This is a genomic window from Clostridium sp. K13 (assembly GCF_019734195.1).
GTDB lineage: Bacteria > Bacillota > Clostridia > Clostridiales > Clostridiaceae > Clostridium.
In genome coordinates, this window is sequence record NZ_JAASHM010000011.1 from 1 (window position 1) to 21,412 (window position 21,412).

A 21,412-nucleotide genomic window follows, 5' to 3' on the forward strand; every position below is an offset into this window, starting at 1 on the left:
GACCGGAATCGAACCGGTACGGTATCGCTACCGCAGGATTTTAAGTCCTGTGCGTCTGCCTGTTCCGCCACTTCAGCGTATATGGTAGCGGAAATAGGACTTGAACCTACGACACCTCGGGTATGAACCGAGTGCTCTAGCCAGCTGAGCTATTCCGCCATGTTTGGTTGCGGGGGCAGGACTTGAACCTACGACCTTCGGGTTATGAGCCCGACGAGCTGCCAACTGCTCCACCCCGCGTTATTAAGTTGAATTTAGTTTGGTGCTGAAGACCGGAATCGAACCGGTACGGTATCGCTACCGCAGGATTTTAAGTCCTGTGCGTCTGCCTGTTCCGCCACTTCAGCGTATTTATTTGTTGCCGTCACCTGACGACAAAATTAATTATATATGATGAACATAATACTGTCAACATTTTTTTCTCTTTTTTTTATATTTTTTTATTTTCCTTGCTAAGGCTAGCAAAATGGCCACTTCTAGAGCTCCTACTTTAAAATTTTATAATTAAAATATAAAAAAAGTACATAAAAAAAGAGAATGATAATAAAAACATATCATCTCTCTCTTATATATAAAACTATATTATGTCTCAAATCTAAAAACTTTTTTTTGATCTTGCTTTAAATTCTTGATGTTTTTTGAAGTCTTGTTGTCTTTCTTCACTATCTTTTAAGAATCTAGACATTATATCTTCAAAATTTGCTGGAGCTGCTTTCTTCTTTTCAGCTGTCCATTCAATTTCAGCTGGTTTAACTGACTTTTTCTTAACATTAGCTTGCTTAATAGATAAGCTAATCTTACCATTATCATCTATTGATATAACTTTTACCTTAACCTTATCTTGTTCATTAAGATGCTGTCTTATATCTTTTACAAAAGAATCTGCAACTTCTGAAATATGAACTAATCCTGTCTTACCTTCTATTTCTACGAAAGCTCCGAAGTTCGTAATATTTACCACTGTACCCTCTAATATGTTTCCTGCCATTAAGGTCATTTTACAAAGAATCCTCCTTAAAATTAAATAATCTATGTTATTATTAATAATAACCACATTAATAGAAATTTAAACTTAAACCAATACTATTCTGAACTATCATCTGGAATAATTTGTTGCTCGCCATCCTTTATTAGCCCTAATCTCTCTCTTGCTAACTTTTCTAAATATTCATTATTACTCTGTGCTCTATCTAGCTCTGCTTGCAACTTAATATTTTTTTCCTTCAACTCTTGTAATTCTTGAGTTTGAATAGCAATATCGTTCTTTATCCTTCTTAGTACAGTTAATTGCTTTACTAAGCATATACTAAAAACTCCTATAATTAAAACAACAATAATTCCCTTAAGGTTTATGTTTTTTTTCATAAATATATAATACCCTTCTTTTATATCATTCTATAAATATATTGTAAACACTCTACATATTTAATTCAAGATATTTTTATACTAATTATTTTTTCCAGTAATATTATGAAATATTATCTTAAATGGATATGATATATTTTTGAAAATAATTCTAAATACTTTTCCAACAGCATTAACTACATACAACTCAAAATTTATACATTTATTACTGATAAACTTCATATATATTGCTAAAGATATTAACATAAATATATAAACATACGGACCTAAAAATGCAAAATTTGTATAAAGGAGAAATGCAAAAATAACCATAGCAGCTAATACCCAAAATAATGTATCTTCTATTACTATTACAACTTTTGGAACTTTACTACCTCTAATTATTCTATATAAATCAAACATTAAGCCGGTTAATATACCTGCCAATAATGCATACAATATAATGCTAAATTGTACATTTGTATCTAATGGCATAATAACCTCCTATTTGAAAAGCCTTCCTAATATGCTTTCCTTTTCTTTTTTTATTTCTTTACCGCTATAAACAATATAATATATTTCTCCATTTATCATTACATCACCATTTTGCACATCTAATTTATTCATTTTCAGATTTAAACCCTTTATTGTTAGTGCTCCTAGTTTAGTATTAAGTAATATTTTTTCATCATCAAAACTAATAACTTCTTCTACACCTGTTAAAGTCATCTTCTTTCTATTTTCTAATGTAATATTACCTTTATTATCCTCAATTTTATTATCTACTTTTTTCTCCATTATCTATTCCTCCATACATTTCTTGATTAAATATATGAAGTATATTTAAAAATTATTCTTGGTCTTCTATTCCTTCTAATATTTCATACATTTCCTTAGCATTTTCTTTTCTTACATGTTCTGCTATATTTATAATTTTTGCCTTTAACTTTCTGTTTGCAAATGTTATTTCGATTATATCTCCTTCTTTAACATCAGTAGATGGTTTAGCTACCTTATCATTAATAGCAACTCTTCCACCCTCACAAGCCTCTTTTGCAACCGTTCTTCTTTTTATTATTCTTGAAACTTTTAAATATTTATCTAATCTCATTTATTTTTCTCCTTCATATAAAACTTATTTTTTTATATTAAAAAACCCGAGATAACTCGGGCTTACATTTATAATTACTTATTAACTCTTTCTTTGAACTCTTTTCCTGCTTTGAATACTGGAACAGTTGAAGCTGGAATGTTTATAGTTTCTTTAGTTCTTGGGTTTCTTCCTTCTCTAGCTGCTCTTTCTCTAGTTTCAAAAGTACCAAATCCAACTAATTGAACTTTTTCTCCATTTTCTAAAGCTTCTTGAACTGAATCAATAAATGCTTTTAAAGCTGCTTCTGCATCTTTCTTTGTTAATTGGCTTTTTTCAGCCATGCTAGTAATTAATTCTGCTTTATTCACGATTTACATCCTCCTTAAATAAACAGTTAAAAATATTGTAGTTAACTATTTTTACTTATGTACTATAACTACATTACCTTATTATATATCCACTTTATTAAGTAGTCTATAGTAATATGGGTATTTTTCTATAAAAATATATTTATTACAACTTTTTCTTGTAGTATAGTCATTAATTTATTATTCTCTTTAAAATTATTCTGCATAAACTTTAAAAATCCTTCTATTCATGCAGAAAATTCACTTTTTTCTTTATTAATCGTACTTCTTAGAATCTTCCCAAAGTTCATTCATCTCATCTAATGTAACACTCTTTAAATCTCTTCCTTGTTTCAATACATTATCTTCAATAAAGCTAAATCTTTTTATAAACTTTTTAGTAGATTTATTTAATGCTTCTTCTTCATCTATATTTAGTAACCTAGATACATTAACGCATGCAAATAATAAATCTCCAACTTCATTTATTATTTTTTCCCTATTATTGGTTTTATATACATCTAATACTTCATTTATTTCTTCTTCAATCTTTTTAACTGCCTCATCTACACCTTCAAAGTCAAACCCTACTTTAGCAGCCTTCTTTTGTACTTTATGTGCTTTTATCATAGCTGGTAATGTTTTTGCTATTCCATTTATTTCTTCAGTAAGAGTTTCATAACTTTTCTCTTTCTTTTTAAGTTCATCCCAATTTTCTAGCACTTCATCAGAACTTTTAGAGCTTTTGTTATCAAAAACATGTGGATGTCTATAAATCATCTTAGATGTTATTGCTTCTATTACATCTGATATATTAAAATATCCATCTTCTTTCCCTATTACTGAATGGAATACTACTTGTAGTAATACATCTCCTAGCTCTTCAATTAATCCATCTATATCGTCCTCTTCTATAGCTTCAATAACCTCATAAGTTTCTTCTAAAAGTGAATTTTTTATACTTTCATGAGTTTGCTCTCTATCCCATGCACATCCATCTTCACTTCTTAAAACTTCTATTGTATTAATTAAGTCATAGAAATCTTTTTTATTATTTACATCCTTAGGAATATATACAGAAGTTAAATAATCTATATCTTCTTGCATATCAAGTTCATATATTGGAATTTTTCTTATAGATTCTTCTCCTTCTATTCCTGCAGCCCTAACATAATAAATTTCAGTATCATCATTATAATATTCTAATAATTCTAATTTAACCTCTGATGCTATTAATGGATTATAAACTTGTGTTATTATAGTTCCAATTCTTTTATCTAAAATTTGATTCTTAATATCAAAAGCATCTATTATCTTTAATCCTTCTATTGGATCTATTTGCAATCTATCCATCATAGCATCAACAAAGCTAACTGCTGGTAATATCTTATATTCAATATTATTTTCATTACATAAATTAATTAAGTTTAAAACTGATCTTTCTGCAACTAATGGATGACCAGGAACTGCATAAACCAATTCTCCAACTATTTTATATTCTTCAATCATATTTTTTGCAATATTAGAATATACCTCATCAAAACTGCTTCCCTCTTCATAATAGTTATCACAAGTTTTGAAAGATGTTAATCTATTTTTTAAGTAATCAACTGTAGGATGCTTTTCCGTTCTAAAATACAAATTTTCACTTTCTTGTAATGCTTCAACAGCTCCTATAGTTAGTGCATCTGGTGAACCTGGTCCTAATCCAACTATTTTTATCATATAGTACTCTCCTTATATCATTTTCTTGCTAATCTATTCTTTATTTCATCAACTTCAAATACTTTAAAGATTAAAATAGCTATCATATATATAATAATACCCATAAATATTGATAATAAGCAAGAAATACTATTACTATCTACTCTTTCCATAATAAAATTATAACTAAATAAAACTACAGTAATCATTGCAACTGAAGCATAACCTGGTTTTATAAAAGAGTCATATACACTTACCTTACATTTAGCTTTAGTTTTAAGTGCTATAAGATTTAATATAGTAACTACAACATAAGCAGCAATACTTGCTATTACAGCTCCAAAAACATTTATGCTTGGTATAGGAACTAACGTAGCTGTTAAAACTACTTTTACAATACATCCTATTACCAAATTAATGACTGGTCTTATATAGTGATTAGTTGCTTGTAATATAGATGTAGTTGTTTGCGTTACTATTATAAATGGAATAGATATTGAAAGATATCTCAATATTTCTATCCCCTCATACTTATCAAAAAACACCAATTTCATTATTGGCCCAGCTAAACAGAACATTCCTAAAGCACATGGCAATGCTATTACCGCTGATAATTTCATTGCTATATTTATTTTACTTTGCATTTCTTCTTTTCTGTTTAGTATATAATGCTCTGAAATTATAGGAATTAATGATGTACATATTGCCATAGATAATGTTAATGGTATATTTACCAATACAGCAGCTTTGCCAGTAAGTTGTCCATATAATGCTGTGGCATTAACAACCCCTGATTCTATTAATTTTTGTGGAACTAAAATTGAGTCTATTAAATTCATTATAGTTCCAACTGTAGCACCTAAGGAAATAGGAATTGCTATTTTCAATATTTGATTTAATACTTCGGTGTTGGTCTTTACCTTTTTAATTCCCATTTCTCTTCTTACACGTAAATATTTAAACCATAAATATAAACATGCTATCATAGCTCCACCAGCTGCTCCAAATGCTGCTCCACCAGCAGAGTACTCAATTCCCTTAGGTAAAAGTATATAAGCTAGTCCAACTCCTATTATTACTCTACCTATTTGCTCTAATATTTGTGATGTTCCTGATGGAGTCATGTTTTGTAATCCCTGAAAAAATCCTCTAAATATACTTACAAACGAAACCATCATTGGTGCAAAAGATATTCCTATCAAAGCATAATAGGATTTCATGTCCCACTTTAAAAAATTAATTATAGGCTTTGCAAAAAGGAATAATATAATGGAAGTTCCAATTCCTAAAGTCATCATCAAATAAGATGATTCTTTAACAACTTCGTAGCTTCCTTCTATATCTCCAACTGCATTTTTTTCTGAAATCATTTTTGAAACTGCAACTGGTACGCCGCTTGCCATAGCTACGAAAAACATATATAAGGGATAAGACAACTGATAATATCCTATTCCTTCGTCACCTATTAGCATTATTAATGGCCATCTAAAGAAAAATCCTAGTACCTTTGCCACCATACCTGCTAACCCTAATACCAAGCTTCCTTTTATGAGAGATTGCTTTTTCATAAAATACCTCCAAACTCAAATTACTGACTACTACTAATTTTTATTTAAAGCTTAGAGGTATTATTACATATATTCTGCATTTATTTAACAAATATTGTAATATGTATTTAATTATTTATTGTTCCATTTGCTTTCCTAAGAAAGCTGCTGCAGTTTCTGCTAACTTTAATTGTAAATCACCAAATTTTTCTCCTGAATCCTTTGAAACTATAAGTACTGCTCCAATAGCATCACCTTCAGTAATTATCGGTGCAATTACTTGGCTTGTATATTCACCTTGGTCCTCATCATTATGTAGAGGTATTGTTTTACTTTCTTCTATTATTATAGAAGCCTTCCTTCCATCCATAATAGCCTCTAATTCAGAACTTATTTTTCTTTCAAAATAATCTTTTTTTGTTGCTCCACTTACAGATATAAAAGCATCTTTATCGGCAATTAGAACAATATGTCCAATTGATTGTTGTAAACTTTCAGCATATTCTTTAGAGAAATCTGTTAATTCTCCGATAGGTGAATATTTTTTTAATATTACTCCACCTTCTCTATCTGTAAATATTTCTAATGGATCTCCTTCTCTAATTCTTAAAGTTCTTCTTATTTCTTTTGGTATAACTACTCTTCCTAAATCATCAATACGTCTAACTATTCCTGTCGCTTTCATTATTATGAGCTACCTCCTTAATTAAGTTTATATAATTAACTGCAGTATTATTATTTGAACTATTAGAAATTTTATACACATATACCCAATATTTATCCTTTACTATTTATTGAGGAATTCTTTGAAGTCTATGGCAATAAATCAACGAAAAATTAGAAATTTAAATAAAAAAAGGTCAAGCAAAATCTAAATTTTGCTTGACCCTTAATTAATAATTATAACTTATCTTCATATAACTTAACATTTAAATCCTTTTTCCATTGTTCTAATGTTGAGTTATATAGTTCTTGTTGTTTTTGACTTAATAAAGTAGATTTTATACTTTCTTTAACATCATCAAGTGGAGTTACTTTCTCTTCAGTTTGAATACCTTCAACTTTAATTATATGGTATCCATATGAACTTTTAACAGGTGCTGAAACTTCACCATCTTTTAAAGTCTTGAATCCTGCTAAGAAATCTGTATCAAAACCTTCTTGTTCATTTGCAACATATCCTAAATCTTCTGATAAAGGCTTAGTTCCTGCAGCCTTATTAGCTTCATATTGTGAATATAAATCTTCAAAAGTAGCTTCTCCTGAATCAATTTTATTCTTAGCTGCTTGTGCTTCTTCTTCAGTTTCAAATAAAATATGTTTAGCATTTGCTCCTGGCTTAGTTGTATATTTATCAATATTATCATTATAATATTGTTGAACTTCTTCATCACTTACAGTTACATCTTTTGTTATAGCTTCTTTAACTTTATCAGTTTTAACCATATTTTCTATAAATGAATTAAACTTTTCATCAGTCATACCATAATATTCCAACGCTTCTTTTAATCCTTCTTCTCCGCCATATGCTTCTGTAAACTTTGCTTTTTCTTCTTCTATTGCAGTAGCTAATTCATTATCTGATGGAATGTACCCAAGTTCAGTTCCCTTAGTTATTAAAACTTTATCATTAACTAATTGTTCTAACACTTGTGTTCTAGCAGTTTTTAACTGCTTTTTTAAACTATCGTCAATAGTATTTTCATAATCTTCACCATATGTCTCTACTAAATAGTCTATGTTTGCTTGTAATTCACTATTAACATCAGCCATAGTAACTTTTTCATCTCCAACCTTTGCTAAAACAGTTTTTTGTATAGCCTCTGGAGTCTTTTCTACCATTTTACACCCTGTTATCGAAAAAGCCATCGCAGTTATAGCAGCAACTACTACTATATTTTTTATTTTTCTCAATTTGTTTCCCTCACTTTACTTAAATAATAATTTGTTATATAAATTAGTATATCAGTAATATCCTTTTTATTCAAATTTTACTGTCTATTTTTTACGTGAATTTTCAATTAATTCCTTAAGAAGTTCTTTATAAAAGTTCAATAACTCTTCTTTCTTTAGAGAATTAATTCTTACAGCAAAAAATGGAGTATCTCCAAAGTATAATACTACCTTATCTTTATATTTCTTTAAAAGCACTTCATATATCTTATTAATATTCTTATATCCCTTTTGGAATTTAAATCTTACTTCCTTTTGGTTTTCCTTTATTTCTTCAATTAAAATAACCTTCGCCAAACTTTTAATATATGCTATATCCATTAAATTATAAACAGCTTCCGGAACAACCGAATATCTATCTTCTAACTCTTCTTTGATATCATTATAATCATTCATATTTTCAATCGCTGCTATTTTCTTATAAACTTCAATTTTTTGTATTTCATCTTCTATATATGAAGATGGAATATATGCATCAATCTTAATATCAACAGTAGTTTCGATAGGTTCTTGTTCTATTTCACCCTTTATTAACTTAACAGTATCTTCTAACATTCTACAATATAAATCATATCCTATAGCAGCCATATGACCATGCTGAGATGAACCCATCATATTTCCTGCTCCTCTTATTTCTAAATCTCTCATAGCTATTTTAAATCCTGAACCAAGCTCTGTAAAATCTTTTAGGGCCTTAAGTCTCTTTTCCGCTACTTCAGTTAGAACTTTATCTTTAGTGTACATAAAGTATGCATAAGCTATTTTATTTGAACGTCCAACTCTTCCTCTTAATTGATATAATTGAGATAATCCCATTTTATCTGCATTATTTACTATCATTGTATTTACATTTGGTATATCAATGCCTGTTTCTATTATAGTTGTACATACTAAAACATCATATTCTTTTTGCATAAAGTTTATCATTTCAGCTTCAAGTTCTTTTTCTGTCATCTGCCCATGTATAATCCCTACTTTACATTCTGGCACTAATTCTCTTATATAATTTGCCATACCTTGTATACTTTCTACTCTATTATATACAAAATAAACTTGACCTTCTCTTCCCACTTCTCTTAATATTGCATCTCGAATAAGTTGATCATTTTGTTCTACAACATATGTTTGAATTGGATATCTTTCTTCTGGAGGAGTTTCTATAACTGATATATCTCTAACACCAGTAAGTGACATATGAAGAGTTCTTGGAATAGGTGTTGCACTTAATGTAAGCACATCTACATTTTTCTTTAAAGATTTAATTTTTTCTTTTTGCGCAACTCCAAATCTTTGCTCTTCATCAACTATTAATAACCCTAAATCCTTAAAAGAAATATCTTTTGATACTAATCTATGAGTTCCAATTAATATATCTACATTTCCTTCTTTTAAAGCCTGCAAAGTAGCCTTTTGTTGCTTTGCAGTTCTAAATCTGCTTATCATATCTATCTTTACTGGAAAATCTGAAAATCTTTTTTTCAAATTTTTATAATGTTGTTCTGCTAATATAGTTGTTGGAACAAGAAAAGCAACTTGCTTTCCATCCATAACAGCTTTAAAAGCAGCTCTTATAGCTACCTCTGTTTTACCGTAACCTACATCTCCACAAAGTAATCTATCCATAGGCTTATCGGATTCCATATCGTGTTTTATTTCCTCTAATGAAGTTAATTGATCTGGAGTTTCTTCATATGGAAATTCATCTTCAAATTGCATTTGCCACTCTGTATCTTTAGAGTATTTATAACCTTTTAAAGTAGCTCTAGCCGCATATAGCTTCACCAAATCTTCAGCAATTTCATTTATAGATTTTCTAACCTTTGCTTTTGCCTTCTGCCAATCATTACTACCAAGTTTGTTTATTTTAGGTGTCTTTCCTTCACTTCCAATATACTTTTGAACTAAATCTAGTTGATCAACTGGAACATAAAGCTTATCACCCTTATCATACACGATATCTAAGTAGTCTCGCGTATTTCCAGCTATATCAATTTGCTTAATTCCCTTAAATACACCTATTCCATGATTTGCATGTACAACGTAATCTCCTGGCTTTAGCTCTGCAAAACTAGTAATCTTACCTACACCTTTTTTCTTATTTGTCTTTTTAGGTAATGACTTTTTAGCCTCACCAAATACTTCTTTATCAGATATTACACATACCTTTAAATCTGGGTATTCAAACCCCTTTATTAAATTTCCAAATGTAACTACCGCTTGACCTAACTCAATATTATCTACTTGATCCTTATAAACACTTTCGACATCTCTTTCTCTAAGTGTTTTTACTAGTCTCTCTCCTCTAGTTCTAGTCCCTGCTAATATTAAAGTTCTAAAGCCTTTTGATTTTCTTGTTTTTATATCTTCAATTAATAAATCTAATTGTCCATTATAACTATTAGACGTAATTTGATTTAATTCTATACTGGTAATTGGAAATAATATATCTGATTTTGAATCAAATGGACTTAATGTAATGACATCAGTTCTTTCTAACTTTATGAACAATTCTTCTTTATCTATTAATAATTTATTTTGTGAAGGTAATATGTCTCCTCTTTGAAGAAATGCTAAATAATTTTCATTAAATTCATAGTATATGCTTTGAATTTTACCCTCACATCTCTTTAAATCATCAATAATAAACGTATATCCATCTAAATAATCAAAAAGAGATTCCATATCTTCATAAAAGAAAGGTAAATAACTATCTACTGTTTCAAATGTTGAAGTTTCATTTAGCATCTCTAAATTCTTATTAATTATTCTTTTTATTTTATCAACTTGATCATTATTTTTATTATTAGATTTTTCAATTATAGAATCAAGTTCACTAATCATTTTATCATTTGCGCTTTTCTTTGCTTCTTCATCTACAATTACTTCTTTTGCTGGGAAAATTTCTATAGATTTAACCTTTTCAATACTTCTTTGAGATTCTATATTAAAGGTTCTAATAGAATCTATTTCATCCCCAAAAAGCTCAATTCTATATGGATAAACAGCTGTAGGAGGGAAAACATCTAATATCCCTCCTCTAAATGAAAATTCACCTTTTCCTTCTACCACTTCAACTCTTTCATATCCACATTCAATTAATTTTTTTGAAATATCTTTTAAATCTACTTCATCGCCATTTTTTATAGTAATACTGTAATTTAAGTACTTTTGTCTAGGTGTATATAATGCAGTTATAGCATCTACTGATGTAACTATTATTTTTTTGTCTTTATTATTAAGTATCTCTTTTATTACCTTTAATCTTGCCCATCTAAGGTCTCCTGAAATTGCATCAACATTATAAAATACAACTTCTCTTATAGGTAAGAAATATACATTAGTAGAATAAAGACTTAAATCTTCATATAAATTTTTAGCCTCAAGCTCATTATGTGTTACTACAACCAACGAATTATCTATTTCATTAAATATTCCATCTATTATATAGCTTTTACCTGATTCCGATAACCCTGCTATATTTATTGGAAATCTTCTATTCTTTATACTATTTATTGCTGTAATAAACTTATCATTTTCTTGTAAGGGTTGTAATAGCCCTTGTAACCTCATTTTATCACCTTCCATAAATTCTCTTTAACTTTCTTTACATGCATTAAACCCATTTAATTTATTCATAGCTTCTTTAATATCAGCTTTCATTATTATGCTTACTGCATCACTTGAAGCTTTTATTGTTTCTCTTAAAACTTCAATTTCATCTTCACTAAATTTTCCTAATACATGTGAAACTAAATTTCCCTTTGGTGCCCCTACACCAATTTTAACTCTCGGAAATACATCAGTGCCTAAGTTAGCTATAATACTTTTTATTCCATTATGCCCACCATGGCTACCTTTCTCTCTAATTCTTAGTCTGCCTACTTCTAAGCTAATATCATCATAAATCACAATTACTTCTTCATTTGAAATTTTATAAAAGTTTATTACTTCTCTAATACTTTCTCCACTTAAATTCATATACGTAGTTGGCTTTAATAAGATTACTTTTTTTCCTTCTATAAATCCTTCACCAAACACACCTTTAAATTTTATCCTATTTAATTCTATATTATACTTATCAGCAATATAATCTACAGCCGCAAATCCTATATTGTGTCTTGTCCCATCGTATTCTTTTCCTGGATTTCCTAATCCAACTATTAAAAACATTTTTATTCCTCCGTTACTTTTAAAGTGACTATTTTATATTATACCATTTTTTTCAACAATGAAAGTTTTTTATTATTTATTATGAAACACACTGCTCACTTCTATTCTCAGGTGTAAGTTTGATTAACCAAATTAAAAAATTTAGATTCTCATTTATGAAAAAAATTAGACTAACTCTTATTTAGAATTAGTCTAAAGCTTTTTATAACAATATTTTGATATCTATATTTTTCATTTCGCCTTCACTCAATACCTTACAATGTAATATATCACCTTTTTTCTTATCTTGTAGTAATTTTATTAAATCATCAACATTCACAACTTCATATCCATTTACTTCTATGATTATATCTGTAGGTTTAATACCAGCTAAATATGCACTTCCGTTTTTATCTAACTCTTGTATGTAGAAACCACTAAAATTCCTAGTTTCATCTACTATTACTCCACCCTCATTTATTCCTAGAATCTTCTTAAATGTATTTGTTGAATTAATCATATCTTGAAGTTCTTCCATTTGCATTCCATAATAAAGCCCTTCTTCATTTCGCTCTTTAGTAATAGATAAATCTGCGATTCCAACTAATTCACCATTAGAGTTACAAATTGCACCACCAGTATTTTTCTCGTTAATAGGAGCATTTATTTGTAAAAGCAATTGCTCTTTTCCATCTCCTAAAATTAACTTTTCATTTTTCGATGTAATAATTCCTGGTATTGAACTACCTATATATTCATCTCCTATAGCATTTCCTAATACAACTATTCCCTGTCCTTCTTTTATAGTATAAGGATCTGCCATTTTTATAGGTTGTAACTCTCCTTCAAATTCTATTTTTATTATTGCCAAATTTCTCGCTTCATTTTCAACTAAGATTTGAGCTTCTATTGGCATTGCTGCTACAGATGATAATTTTACATATATATGTTTTTTCTCTTTAATAGCAGAATAATTTGTTAAGATTATTCCGCTTGAATCTATTATAACTCCTGTTGTATTTCCTTCAAAATAACTGTCTTCAACAAGTTTTTCTTCTGAATCACTAATACTAACTAATGATGGGGATACTTTCTTTATAACTTTTGTATAATCTAATATAACCATATCTGTACTTTTTTTAATTTCTTTAACCTGCTGGATAACCCCACCATACTTATTTTTGATATTTATATTAGATATAATTGCTCCTAAAAATCCTGCTATTACTACATACAGAATTATCTTAACACCAAACTTTACTCTTGCTTGAGTATTATTTTTCTTTTCAAAAATTATATTAGATATCCTACCTTGTGGAGTATTTGATACTTTTTCTTTTCTGTCTTCCCTATTATTCATATCTACCTCCGATTATTGAAATATTGTACATTTTAAAATTAATATTTCGAATAATATAGTAAAATCTAATTTTTGATATTAAAATTGCAACTTATTACCTTAGTTGTTCCTTTGTAATGTAAATATAAATCTTACACCTCTATCATCTACATTTTCTGCCCAAATATCTTGATTATGCTGTGATAATATCAATCTAACTATTGGTAAACCTAACCCTGTACTAATCTTATTAGTTCTTGACTTATCACTCTTATAAAATCTATCCCAAATATGGTTTAAATCTTGTTCCGAAAGAGTATTACCTGAGTTAAATATACTTACAAATATTTTTTCACCCTTCGTTGATATATTAACTTCTATTTGCCCATTATCATCACTATATTTAACTGCATTTTCAAGTAAATTAGTAACAACTTGAAGTATCCTATCTCTATCACCTATTGCGAAACATCTTTTTTCGTGAAATGTTGCTTTAACATTTAATCCTTTTGCTTGTATTTTATTTTCTAAATTTAATATACACAAACTTATTGTCTGATTAATATCGAACTCCGAAATACTCATGTTGAATTTTCCTGATTCCATTGCTGATATATCTAATAAATCATTAACAAGTCTAGCTAATCTATCAACTTCATCATAAACAATTTTTAAATAATAATTTTCCCTATCTCTTGGTATAACCCCATCTAATATTCCTCCAATAAATCCTTTTATTGAAGTTATAGGAGAACGTAATTCGTGAGAAACATTTGAGATAAATTCTTTTCTAATATTGTCTGACTCTTCTATAGATTGCGCCATACTATTAAATGATTGGGCTAATTCCCCTATTTCATTGTTTCCATTAACCTTTACTCTCTCTGCCACATTACCTTTTGCTAATCTTTTAGCAGCCTTATTAATTTCTTCTATTGGTTGCACTAATAATAATTGAGCAAAATACTTTACAATAGCACCTGCAACTATTATTGCTAATATAATAGATATCCATATTATAATTACTGTATGTTTTTCATTTATAGGATCATTTTCAACCATTATTATATATCCATCTAATTGATCATTAGAATAAATAGGCTTTATAAATGCCCCTACTTTTGAATCATGAGTTTCTTTTATTAAAATCTTTCTATACACAATATTTCCATTAGTCGACATTTGGGTATCTGGTATATCTATATTAGTATATTTAAGATTGCTATATTCACTATTAGATACCATATATATGTATCCCAATCTATCTACCACAATACCATCCATATCATTAGTTAAACATGCTATCTTTAATAATCGATTAACTTCCTCATAACTACCTTCTTGATGTTTTAAATAACTTCCTACAGCTTCTGAAACAACATCTAATTGTTTATTTAGTGTATCTATAAGTTCATTATGACTAATTCTATAAAACCCAACAGTTAATACTAATCCTACAAGTATTAATAGCCCTCCAGTTATTGAAGAAAAAGTAATTATTAGCTTTCGTACTATACTATTTTTCTTCACCTATCTCACCTCAAACTTATACCCAACACCCCAAACTGTTTGAAGTTCCCATTTTTCTCCACCTTTAACCTTTTCTCTTAATCTTTTTATATGAACGTCTACAGTTCTTGAATCACCAGGATAATCATATCCCCAAACTTCATACATAAGTTGCTCTCTAGTAAAAACTTTATTAGGATTACTTGCCATAAAATGAAGTAATTCTAACTCTTTAGGAGCTAATTTCACAATATTTTCTTTATATGTTACCTCATATGCTCCAATATCAATTATTAAATCTGAATATTTAATTACATCCTTTGATTGATTATCAACAACGTATCTTCTTGTTACAGCTTTAACTCTTGCCAATAACTCCTTAGGATCAAATGGCTTTACCATATAATCATCTGCACCTAATTCTAATGCTAGCACTTTATCAAATATTTCACCTTTAGCAGTTAACATTATTACTGGCACATCACTGCTTTTTCTTATGTATTTAAGCACTTCAATTCCATCTTTTCCTGGTAGCATAACATCTAGTATTACTAATCCAATATTTTCTGATGTTACAATACTACAAGCATCATTTCCATTAAAACACTTTTTAGTACTATACCCTCCGCTTTTTAAGTACATATCTATAAGTTCGTTTATATGAGCATCATCATCTACAATTAATATCTTTCCCAATTTATCTTCCATCTTTTATTCACCTTCCTTAATTAATATTTTATACTATATTTAAAAAAACACTAATAAAGTTTTTATAAAATTTACATTTGTAACACAATATTTAAAAACATAAAAATAGACTGCTACTTATGTAGCAGTCATAAATTATTAATTTTCAAATAACTTACTTATTGGCTCATCATCATATATTCTCTTAATTGCTTCTGCAAATAACGGTGCAACAGAAATAGACTTAAACTTCTCTAACCCTTCTTGTTCAGGAAGAGGAATAGTGTTTAACATTACTAATTCTTCAATTGCAGAATTATTTATTCTTTCAAATGCTGGTCCTGATAATACTCCATGAGTACAGCACGCATAAACATTTTTTGCTCCTAATTCTTTTAAAGCATTTGCAGCATTTGCTATAGTTCCAGCAGTATCAATCATATCATCAATTAATATACATCTCTTACCATTAATATCTCCAATAATATTCATTATTTCTGATACATTTGCTTTTGGTCTTCTCTTATCAATGATTGCAATTGGTGCATTTAATTTGTCTGCAAATTTTCTTGCTCTTGTAACACTTCCTAAGTCTGGTGATACAACTACTACATCATCTTGATCACTAAATCCTTTTTCAACAAAGCTCTTAGCTAATATTGGTGAACCTAATAGATGGTCCACAGGTATGTTAAAGTATCCTTGTATTTGAGAAGCATGTAAATCCATTGTTAATACTCTATCTGCTCCTGCTGCTGTTAATATGTCTGCAACTAATTTTGCAGTAATTGGATCTCTTGATTTTGCCTTTCTGTCTTGTCTAGCATATCCATAGTAAGGAATAACAGCTGTTATTCTACCAGCTGATGCTCTTTTGAATGCATCTATCATTATTAATAATTCCATTAAGTTATTATTAACTGGTGAACTAGTTGATTGTACTATAAATACATCTACACCTCTTACTGTTTCATTAATATCTACAGATATTTCACCATCGCTAAAAGTTGAAACCTTAGCATTCCCTAGTGGTATTCCTAATAAATCCGCAATTTCTTTTGCTAATTCTGGATGTGAATTTCCTGTAAATATTTTTATTTTTTTCGCATGAGCTATCATAATCGTGAGACCCTCCTTAATTTTCAATGACTTTTGCCATATTTATCTTATAGTTTAATATATATTATTTTTTCTTAATAAGACCTTTTTTATCTACCCAACCTTCAATATTTCTTTGCTTTGCTCTAGCAACTGCTAATTCTCCGCTTTTTACATTGTTAGTAATAGTAGAACCAGCTGCAATATATGTGTTATCTTCTACAGTAACTGGTGAAATTAAGTTTGTGTTACATCCAATAAAACTATTATTTCCTATGATAGTTTTATTTTTATTCTTTCCATCATAGTTAACAGTAACAGTTCCACATCCAAAGTTACAACCTTCACCAACTTCAGCATCACCTACATATGTTAAATGAGACACTTTAGTATTATTACCTATTGTAGATTTTTTTATTTCTACAAAATCACCAACTCTTACATTATTTCCAATAATAGATTCTGGACGTATGTAAGCAAAAGGTCCAACTGTAGTTTGATTTCCAATTTTACTTTCTAATATTACAGATGATTGTATATCTACACTCTCACCAATAACACTATTATTTATTCTTGAATTTGGATATAGAACACAATTTTTTCCTATCACAGTATTTCCCTCAAGAACATTTCCTGGATATATTATAGTATCTTGACCTATTTCTACGTCAATTCCAATATATGTTGTATTAGGATCAATTATAGTTACACCATTTTCTAAGTGTTTATTATTTATTCTTTTTCTTAAAACAGCTTCAACTTCTGCAAGTTGCACTCTTGAGTTTACTCCTAATGTTTCTTCATAACTTATTACAAGTGCTCCAACTTTCTCATTTTTTTCTTTTAACATTCCAATTACATCTGTTAAATAGTATTCTCCTTGAGAATTATTATTAGAAAGGTTTCCTAAGCATTCAACTAAGCTCTCAATTTCAAAGCAGTACATTCCTGAGTTTATTTCTTTAACTTTTAGCTCTTCATCATTACAATCTTTATGTTCAACTATCTTTAATACTTCATTTCCTTTTCTTATAATTCTTCCATATCCTGAAGCATCATTTAAAATTGAAGTAAGTATAGTTGCACTGTTTCCATTTTCTTTATGTGTCTTAAATAGCTCTTCTATTGTTTCTTCCGTTATTAAGGGTGCATCTCCATTAAAAATTGCAACTGTTCCCCTTTTTCCTTTTAAGAAATCTATAGCACACTTAACAGCATGACCTGTACCTAGTTGTTCTTCTTGTAATGAATAGCTAATATTTCTTGATTTAGTATTTTCCTTAACTAAGTCAGCACCTTTACCTATAATTACATTTATATCTTCTATATTTTCTTTTCTTAATGTGTCAATTACATGATTAACCATTTCTTTTCCACAAACCTTATGCAAGACTTTAGGTAAATCTGATTTAATTCTCTTTCCTTGACCTGCTGCTAATATTAGAGCACATTTATACATAAACTCACCTCTCTATAAAATTTAAGGATAAAATACAAATTTTATCCTAAAACGTTCGTGCATATTTCTTATATATTATATTGCATTAAATAAAGTATTTCAACTCTTCAAAAAAATAATAAAATAAGAGGAATATATAGATATATATTCCTCTTATTTACATTATTATTCATTTATAACAACGTTTTCTTCCTCTACTGCAGCTTCATAAGCCTTTAAAATAGATTCTTGAATTTTTTCCCTAGTATCTGTGTTTATTGGATGAGCAATATCTTTAAATTCTCCATCCGGTGTTTTTCTACTTGGCATTGCAATAAATAAACCATTTTGTCCTTCGATAACTTTAATATCATGAACAACGAATTCATTATCAAATGTTATAGAAACTATAGCTTTCATTTTTCCTTCTGCTGCTATCTTTCTAATTCTAACGTCTGTGATTGTCATTTCACTACACCTCCAGTTGCTTTATAATAATTTATTTCTATAAAAAGTTTAAAAATCCTTTTTTTTACTTAATTTTTTTTAAAATTTTCCATATATTATTTTAAAGCAACTGTATTTATATTATTTTATAAATGCAGACGGTCTAACGTTAAGTCTTTCCTCTTCTTTATTGTATTCTAAATCAATAATTGAAATATAATCAGTAGTTCTCTTATTTTCTATTCCAACATTATCTACAAGAACTCCTGTTCCAACTAATTCACTCTCAAATTCTTTTAAAAGAGCTCTAATTCCTTCAGCAGTTCCACCACCTCTTAAAAAGTCATCTATAAATACACATTTACTTGATGGTTTCATACATTTTTTAGCTAATGCCATTTGTTGAATTCTTCCACTTGTGCCTGATACATAATTAATTGTAACTGTTGGCCCTTCAGTAATTTTATTATCTTTTCTTATTATTACAAGCTCTATACCAAGACTTTTAGCTACTTCATAAGCTAAAGGGATTCCTTTTGTTTCAACTGTAACTATATAATCAATATTCATATTTTGAAAATGTGAAGCTAAAATAACCCCTGCTTTACTTACTATTTGCGGATTGTACATTATATCTGTTAAATAAACAAAATTACCTGGTACAATTCTTCCATCCTCTAGTAATGCCTCACATAATTCATTTGCAAAATCTTCTCTTGCTTTTTGACCCATTGCAGGAATAAACTTAATTCCTCCAGCTGCACCTGAAATAGTTTCTATAGATCCCATCTCTAATTTCTCTAATACTTCTCTCACTATTACTATATCTTCACTAATAGTAGACTTAGCTGCATTTAAAAGTTCCGAAAATCTATTTAATCCTATAACTTTATTAGGAGTTTCTATTAATATCTTTGTAATGGCTACAACTCTATTATTTCTACTTAATTTTTCCACTTAATCCACCTTCCTTTTTTTCTCAAAAACACGAATTTTTTCAATTTATTTCACCCGAATATTCATATTTTATTCTATATTCCTTACATTATCAATACTTTTTTAAGTTATTTATCACTAATTCTTAATATAAGTTATTTTCTATGTTTAAATATAAAATTTTATCTTTTTTCTTCCATTTATAAATGTTTTACTTCATATATATAATTTTGTTCTTTTTTTTATAAAATATTTTATATATTTTTTATTTTTTGTGTTCAACCTAGCAAATTTGTATATAATTATAAATATATATTTAAATGAGAATCTAAATTTTAATTTAGTTAATTGAAGTTACATATAGTATTCTCATTAAATATTAAAAATAGGAATCTCATATTATAATTAAAGGGGTTGATATATTGTCTTTTGATTTGAATACAAGTAAAAATAGAAAAGTACATTTTATTGGAATCGGCGGGGTAAGCATGAGTGGACTTGCTGCAGTCTTATTAACAAAAGGATTTACGGTATCTGGATCTGACGCTAAAGAATCTGAAGTTTTAAATAAATTAAGAGCGTCTGGTGCTGAAATTTACATAGGGCATAAAGGTGAAAACCTAAAAAATGTTGATTTAGTAGTATATACTGCTGCTATTCCTTCTACTAACCCTGAAATAATTGAAGCAAAAAATAAAAATATAGAATTAATGGATAGAGCTGAATTTTTAGGCTATATAATGAAGGGCCATAAATATAACGTTGCTGTTGCTGGTACTCATGGAAAAACAACAACAACTTCTATGCTTTCTCACATAACATTAAATGCAAATCTTGATCCTACAATATTAGTTGGTGGAGATGTTGATGCTATTCATGGAAATTATAAAATTGGTGAAAGTGAATATTTCGTAACAGAAGCCTGTGAATATAAAGCTTCATTTTTAAAATTCTATCCTTATATAGGAATAATATTAAATATCGATGCTGATCACTTAGATTATTACAGAGATATAAACCATATTGAAGATACTTTTAAAAAATTCTCTGATTTAATTCCAGCTGATGGATATCTAGTTGGTTGTGCAGAGGATAATAGAGTATTAGAAGTTCTTAATTATGCAAAGTGTAATACTCTAAGTTATGGATTTACAAAAGGTGATGTAACTGCAAATAATATTTCATTCAATAATAAAGGTTGTGCTACATTTACAGTTTGTAAAGATGGTGAAGAATTATTTGATGTAACACTAAATACAACTGGTAAGCATAATATACTTAATTCACTTGCAACTATTTGTACTTCACTAATATTAAACATTCCTAAAGAAGCTATAATTAGTGGATTAGCTGATTGTAAGGGTGCCCATAAAAGATTTGAATACAAGGGTGAATTTAAAGGTGCTACTATAATAGATGATTATGCTCATCATCCAGTTGAAATAAAAGCAACATTATCTACGGCACAACTTATTGATCACAACAAAACATATTGTGTATTCCAACCACACACTTATACTAGAACAAAAACACTTTTTGATGAATTTACAACTTGCTTCTCTTGTGCTGATGAATTAATATTAATGGATATCTATGCTGCAAGAGAAAAAGATACTGGATTAGTATCTTCTGATGAACTTGGAGATGCTATTAGAAAAACAGGATTAAATTGTATTAACCTTCATAGCCATCAAGAAGTTGCTGATTATTTAGCATCAAAAATCCAACCTAAAGACCTAGTGCTTACAGTAGGTGCTGGAGATGTTGTTAAAGTTGGAGAGATGCTTTTAAATAAAACTCAAGATAAATAAAGAGGTGATT

20 protein-coding genes and 4 tRNA genes are annotated in these 21,412 nt (G+C 28.7%); 1 reads left to right on the plus strand and 23 read right to left on the minus strand.

Going from position 1 to position 21,412, the window contains the following annotated elements; translation table 11 throughout:
• From HCG76_RS08245 to purR, 23 genes are all read right to left on the minus strand, one after another.
• Positions 1–69 (minus strand) — tRNA-Leu (locus tag HCG76_RS08245).
• A 13-nt stretch (positions 70–82) separates the two neighbouring features.
• A tRNA-Met gene (locus HCG76_RS08250) sits at positions 83–159 on the minus strand.
• A gap of 5 nt (positions 160–164) precedes the next feature.
• Positions 165–240, minus strand: a tRNA-Met gene (locus HCG76_RS08255).
• Between the two features lie 20 nt (positions 241–260).
• A tRNA-Leu gene (locus HCG76_RS08260) sits at positions 261–347 on the minus strand.
• 248 nt (positions 348–595) lie between these two features.
• On the minus strand, positions 596–997 hold the full coding sequence (locus HCG76_RS08265) for a S1 domain-containing RNA-binding protein (protein WP_195990237.1): 402 nt from the start codon (positions 995–997) through the stop codon (positions 596–598).
• A gap of 86 nt (positions 998–1,083) precedes the next feature.
• Positions 1,084–1,365 (minus strand): FtsB family cell division protein, encoded by a 282-nt coding sequence (locus tag HCG76_RS08270; RefSeq protein ID WP_221699875.1) that lies wholly within the window; start codon positions 1,363–1,365, stop codon positions 1,084–1,086.
• An 81-nt stretch (positions 1,366–1,446) separates the two neighbouring features.
• Positions 1,447–1,839: a spore cortex biosynthesis protein YabQ gene (gene yabQ, locus HCG76_RS08275; RefSeq protein WP_221699876.1), complete on the minus strand. Its 393-nt coding sequence runs from the start codon at positions 1,837–1,839 to the stop codon at positions 1,447–1,449.
• A 9-nt stretch (positions 1,840–1,848) separates the two neighbouring features.
• Positions 1,849–2,142, minus strand: a complete 294-nt coding sequence (gene yabP / locus HCG76_RS08280; RefSeq protein WP_221699877.1) for a sporulation protein YabP — start codon at positions 2,140–2,142, stop codon at positions 1,849–1,851.
• A gap of 52 nt (positions 2,143–2,194) precedes the next feature.
• Positions 2,195–2,455 (minus strand): RNA-binding S4 domain-containing protein, encoded by a 261-nt coding sequence (locus tag HCG76_RS08285; protein WP_221699878.1) that lies wholly within the window; start codon positions 2,453–2,455, stop codon positions 2,195–2,197.
• Between the two features lie 74 nt (positions 2,456–2,529).
• Positions 2,530–2,805, minus strand: coding sequence for an HU family DNA-binding protein (locus HCG76_RS08290; RefSeq protein ID WP_133014601.1), 276 nt, complete (start codon positions 2,803–2,805; stop codon positions 2,530–2,532).
• 255 nt (positions 2,806–3,060) lie between these two features.
• Positions 3,061–4,509 (minus strand): nucleoside triphosphate pyrophosphohydrolase, encoded by a 1,449-nt coding sequence (mazG, locus tag HCG76_RS08295; RefSeq protein WP_221699879.1) that lies wholly within the window; start codon positions 4,507–4,509, stop codon positions 3,061–3,063.
• Positions 4,510–4,526: 17 nt separating this feature from the next.
• Entirely contained in the window at positions 4,527–6,056 is a 1,530-nt protein-coding gene (locus HCG76_RS08300; protein ID WP_221699880.1) for a putative polysaccharide biosynthesis protein, read from the minus strand.
• A 115-nt stretch (positions 6,057–6,171) separates the two neighbouring features.
• The gene (gene spoVT / locus HCG76_RS08305; RefSeq protein ID WP_221699881.1) at positions 6,172–6,720 is read right to left on the minus strand and encodes a stage V sporulation protein T; all 549 of its coding nucleotides are present in this window, start codon (positions 6,718–6,720) and stop codon (positions 6,172–6,174) included.
• Between the two features lie 215 nt (positions 6,721–6,935).
• Complete coding sequence (locus HCG76_RS08310) at positions 6,936–7,949, minus strand: peptidylprolyl isomerase (RefSeq protein WP_221699882.1); 1,014 nt, start codon at positions 7,947–7,949, stop codon at positions 6,936–6,938.
• 84 nt (positions 7,950–8,033) lie between these two features.
• The gene (gene mfd, locus HCG76_RS08315; RefSeq protein WP_221699960.1) at positions 8,034–11,558 is read right to left on the minus strand and encodes a transcription-repair coupling factor; all 3,525 of its coding nucleotides are present in this window, start codon (positions 11,556–11,558) and stop codon (positions 8,034–8,036) included.
• Between the two features lie 24 nt (positions 11,559–11,582).
• Positions 11,583–12,158 carry an aminoacyl-tRNA hydrolase gene (gene pth / locus HCG76_RS08320; RefSeq protein ID WP_221699883.1) on the minus strand — a complete coding sequence of 192 codons (576 nt, stop codon included), beginning with the start codon at positions 12,156–12,158 and terminating at the stop codon, positions 11,583–11,585.
• 202 nt (positions 12,159–12,360) lie between these two features.
• Positions 12,361–13,497, minus strand: a complete 1,137-nt coding sequence (locus HCG76_RS08325; RefSeq protein ID WP_221699884.1) for a S1C family serine protease — start codon at positions 13,495–13,497, stop codon at positions 12,361–12,363.
• Between the two features lie 99 nt (positions 13,498–13,596).
• A complete protein-coding gene (locus tag HCG76_RS08330) occupies positions 13,597–15,006 on the minus strand; it encodes a HAMP domain-containing sensor histidine kinase (protein ID WP_221699885.1) in 1,410 nt (469 codons plus the stop codon).
• Entirely contained in the window at positions 15,007–15,693 is a 687-nt protein-coding gene (locus HCG76_RS08335) for a response regulator transcription factor (protein ID WP_221699886.1), read from the minus strand.
• A 138-nt stretch (positions 15,694–15,831) separates the two neighbouring features.
• The gene (locus HCG76_RS08340) at positions 15,832–16,791 is read right to left on the minus strand and encodes a ribose-phosphate diphosphokinase (RefSeq protein ID WP_221699887.1); all 960 of its coding nucleotides are present in this window, start codon (positions 16,789–16,791) and stop codon (positions 15,832–15,834) included.
• Positions 16,792–16,855: 64 nt separating this feature from the next.
• Positions 16,856–18,229 carry a bifunctional UDP-N-acetylglucosamine diphosphorylase/glucosamine-1-phosphate N-acetyltransferase GlmU gene (gene glmU, locus HCG76_RS08345; RefSeq protein ID WP_221699888.1) on the minus strand — a complete coding sequence of 458 codons (1,374 nt, stop codon included), beginning with the start codon at positions 18,227–18,229 and terminating at the stop codon, positions 16,856–16,858.
• 165 nt (positions 18,230–18,394) lie between these two features.
• Complete coding sequence (spoVG, locus tag HCG76_RS08350; protein WP_195989018.1) at positions 18,395–18,676, minus strand: septation regulator SpoVG; 282 nt, start codon at positions 18,674–18,676, stop codon at positions 18,395–18,397.
• 120 nt (positions 18,677–18,796) lie between these two features.
• Positions 18,797–19,612 (minus strand): pur operon repressor, encoded by an 816-nt coding sequence (purR, locus tag HCG76_RS08355; protein WP_221699889.1) that lies wholly within the window; start codon positions 19,610–19,612, stop codon positions 18,797–18,799.
• A 401-nt stretch (positions 19,613–20,013) separates the two neighbouring features.
• Between purR and murC the strand changes: the two genes are divergently transcribed.
• Positions 20,014–21,402: a UDP-N-acetylmuramate--L-alanine ligase gene (gene murC, locus HCG76_RS08360; protein WP_221699890.1), complete on the plus strand. Its 1,389-nt coding sequence runs from the start codon at positions 20,014–20,016 to the stop codon at positions 21,400–21,402.
• The last annotated feature ends 10 nt before the right edge of the window (positions 21,403–21,412 follow it).

Excerpts from the sequence above, each read along its gene's own strand:
- HCG76_RS08265 (WP_195990237.1), bottom strand. The coding sequence starts at position 997 with ATGACCTTAATGGCAGGAAACATATTAGAGGGTACAGTGGTAAATATT.
- HCG76_RS08270 (WP_221699875.1), bottom strand. The coding sequence starts at position 1,365 with ATGAAAAAAAACATAAACCTTAAGGGAATTATTGTTGTTTTAATTATA.
- yabQ (WP_221699876.1), bottom strand. The coding sequence starts at position 1,839 with ATGCCATTAGATACAAATGTACAATTTAGCATTATATTGTATGCATTA.
- yabP (WP_221699877.1), bottom strand. The coding sequence starts at position 2,142 with ATGGAGAAAAAAGTAGATAATAAAATTGAGGATAATAAAGGTAATATT.
- HCG76_RS08285 (WP_221699878.1), bottom strand. The coding sequence starts at position 2,455 with ATGAGATTAGATAAATATTTAAAAGTTTCAAGAATAATAAAAAGAAGA.
- mazG (WP_221699879.1), bottom strand. The coding sequence starts at position 4,509 with ATGATAAAAATAGTTGGATTAGGACCAGGTTCACCAGATGCACTAACT.
- HCG76_RS08300 (WP_221699880.1), bottom strand. The coding sequence starts at position 6,056 with ATGAAAAAGCAATCTCTCATAAAAGGAAGCTTGGTATTAGGGTTAGCA.
- spoVT (WP_221699881.1), bottom strand. The coding sequence starts at position 6,720 with ATGAAAGCGACAGGAATAGTTAGACGTATTGATGATTTAGGAAGAGTA.
- mfd (WP_221699960.1), bottom strand. The coding sequence starts at position 11,558 with ATGAGGTTACAAGGGCTATTACAACCCTTACAAGAAAATGATAAGTTT.
- pth (WP_221699883.1), bottom strand. The coding sequence starts at position 12,158 with ATGTTTTTAATAGTTGGATTAGGAAATCCAGGAAAAGAATACGATGGG.
- HCG76_RS08325 (WP_221699884.1), bottom strand. The coding sequence starts at position 13,497 with ATGAATAATAGGGAAGACAGAAAAGAAAAAGTATCAAATACTCCACAA.
- HCG76_RS08335 (WP_221699886.1), bottom strand. The coding sequence starts at position 15,693 with ATGGAAGATAAATTGGGAAAGATATTAATTGTAGATGATGATGCTCAT.
- HCG76_RS08340 (WP_221699887.1), bottom strand. The coding sequence starts at position 16,791 with ATGATAGCTCATGCGAAAAAAATAAAAATATTTACAGGAAATTCACAT.
- glmU (WP_221699888.1), bottom strand. The coding sequence starts at position 18,229 with ATGTATAAATGTGCTCTAATATTAGCAGCAGGTCAAGGAAAGAGAATT.
- spoVG (WP_195989018.1), bottom strand. The coding sequence starts at position 18,676 with ATGACAATCACAGACGTTAGAATTAGAAAGATAGCAGCAGAAGGAAAA.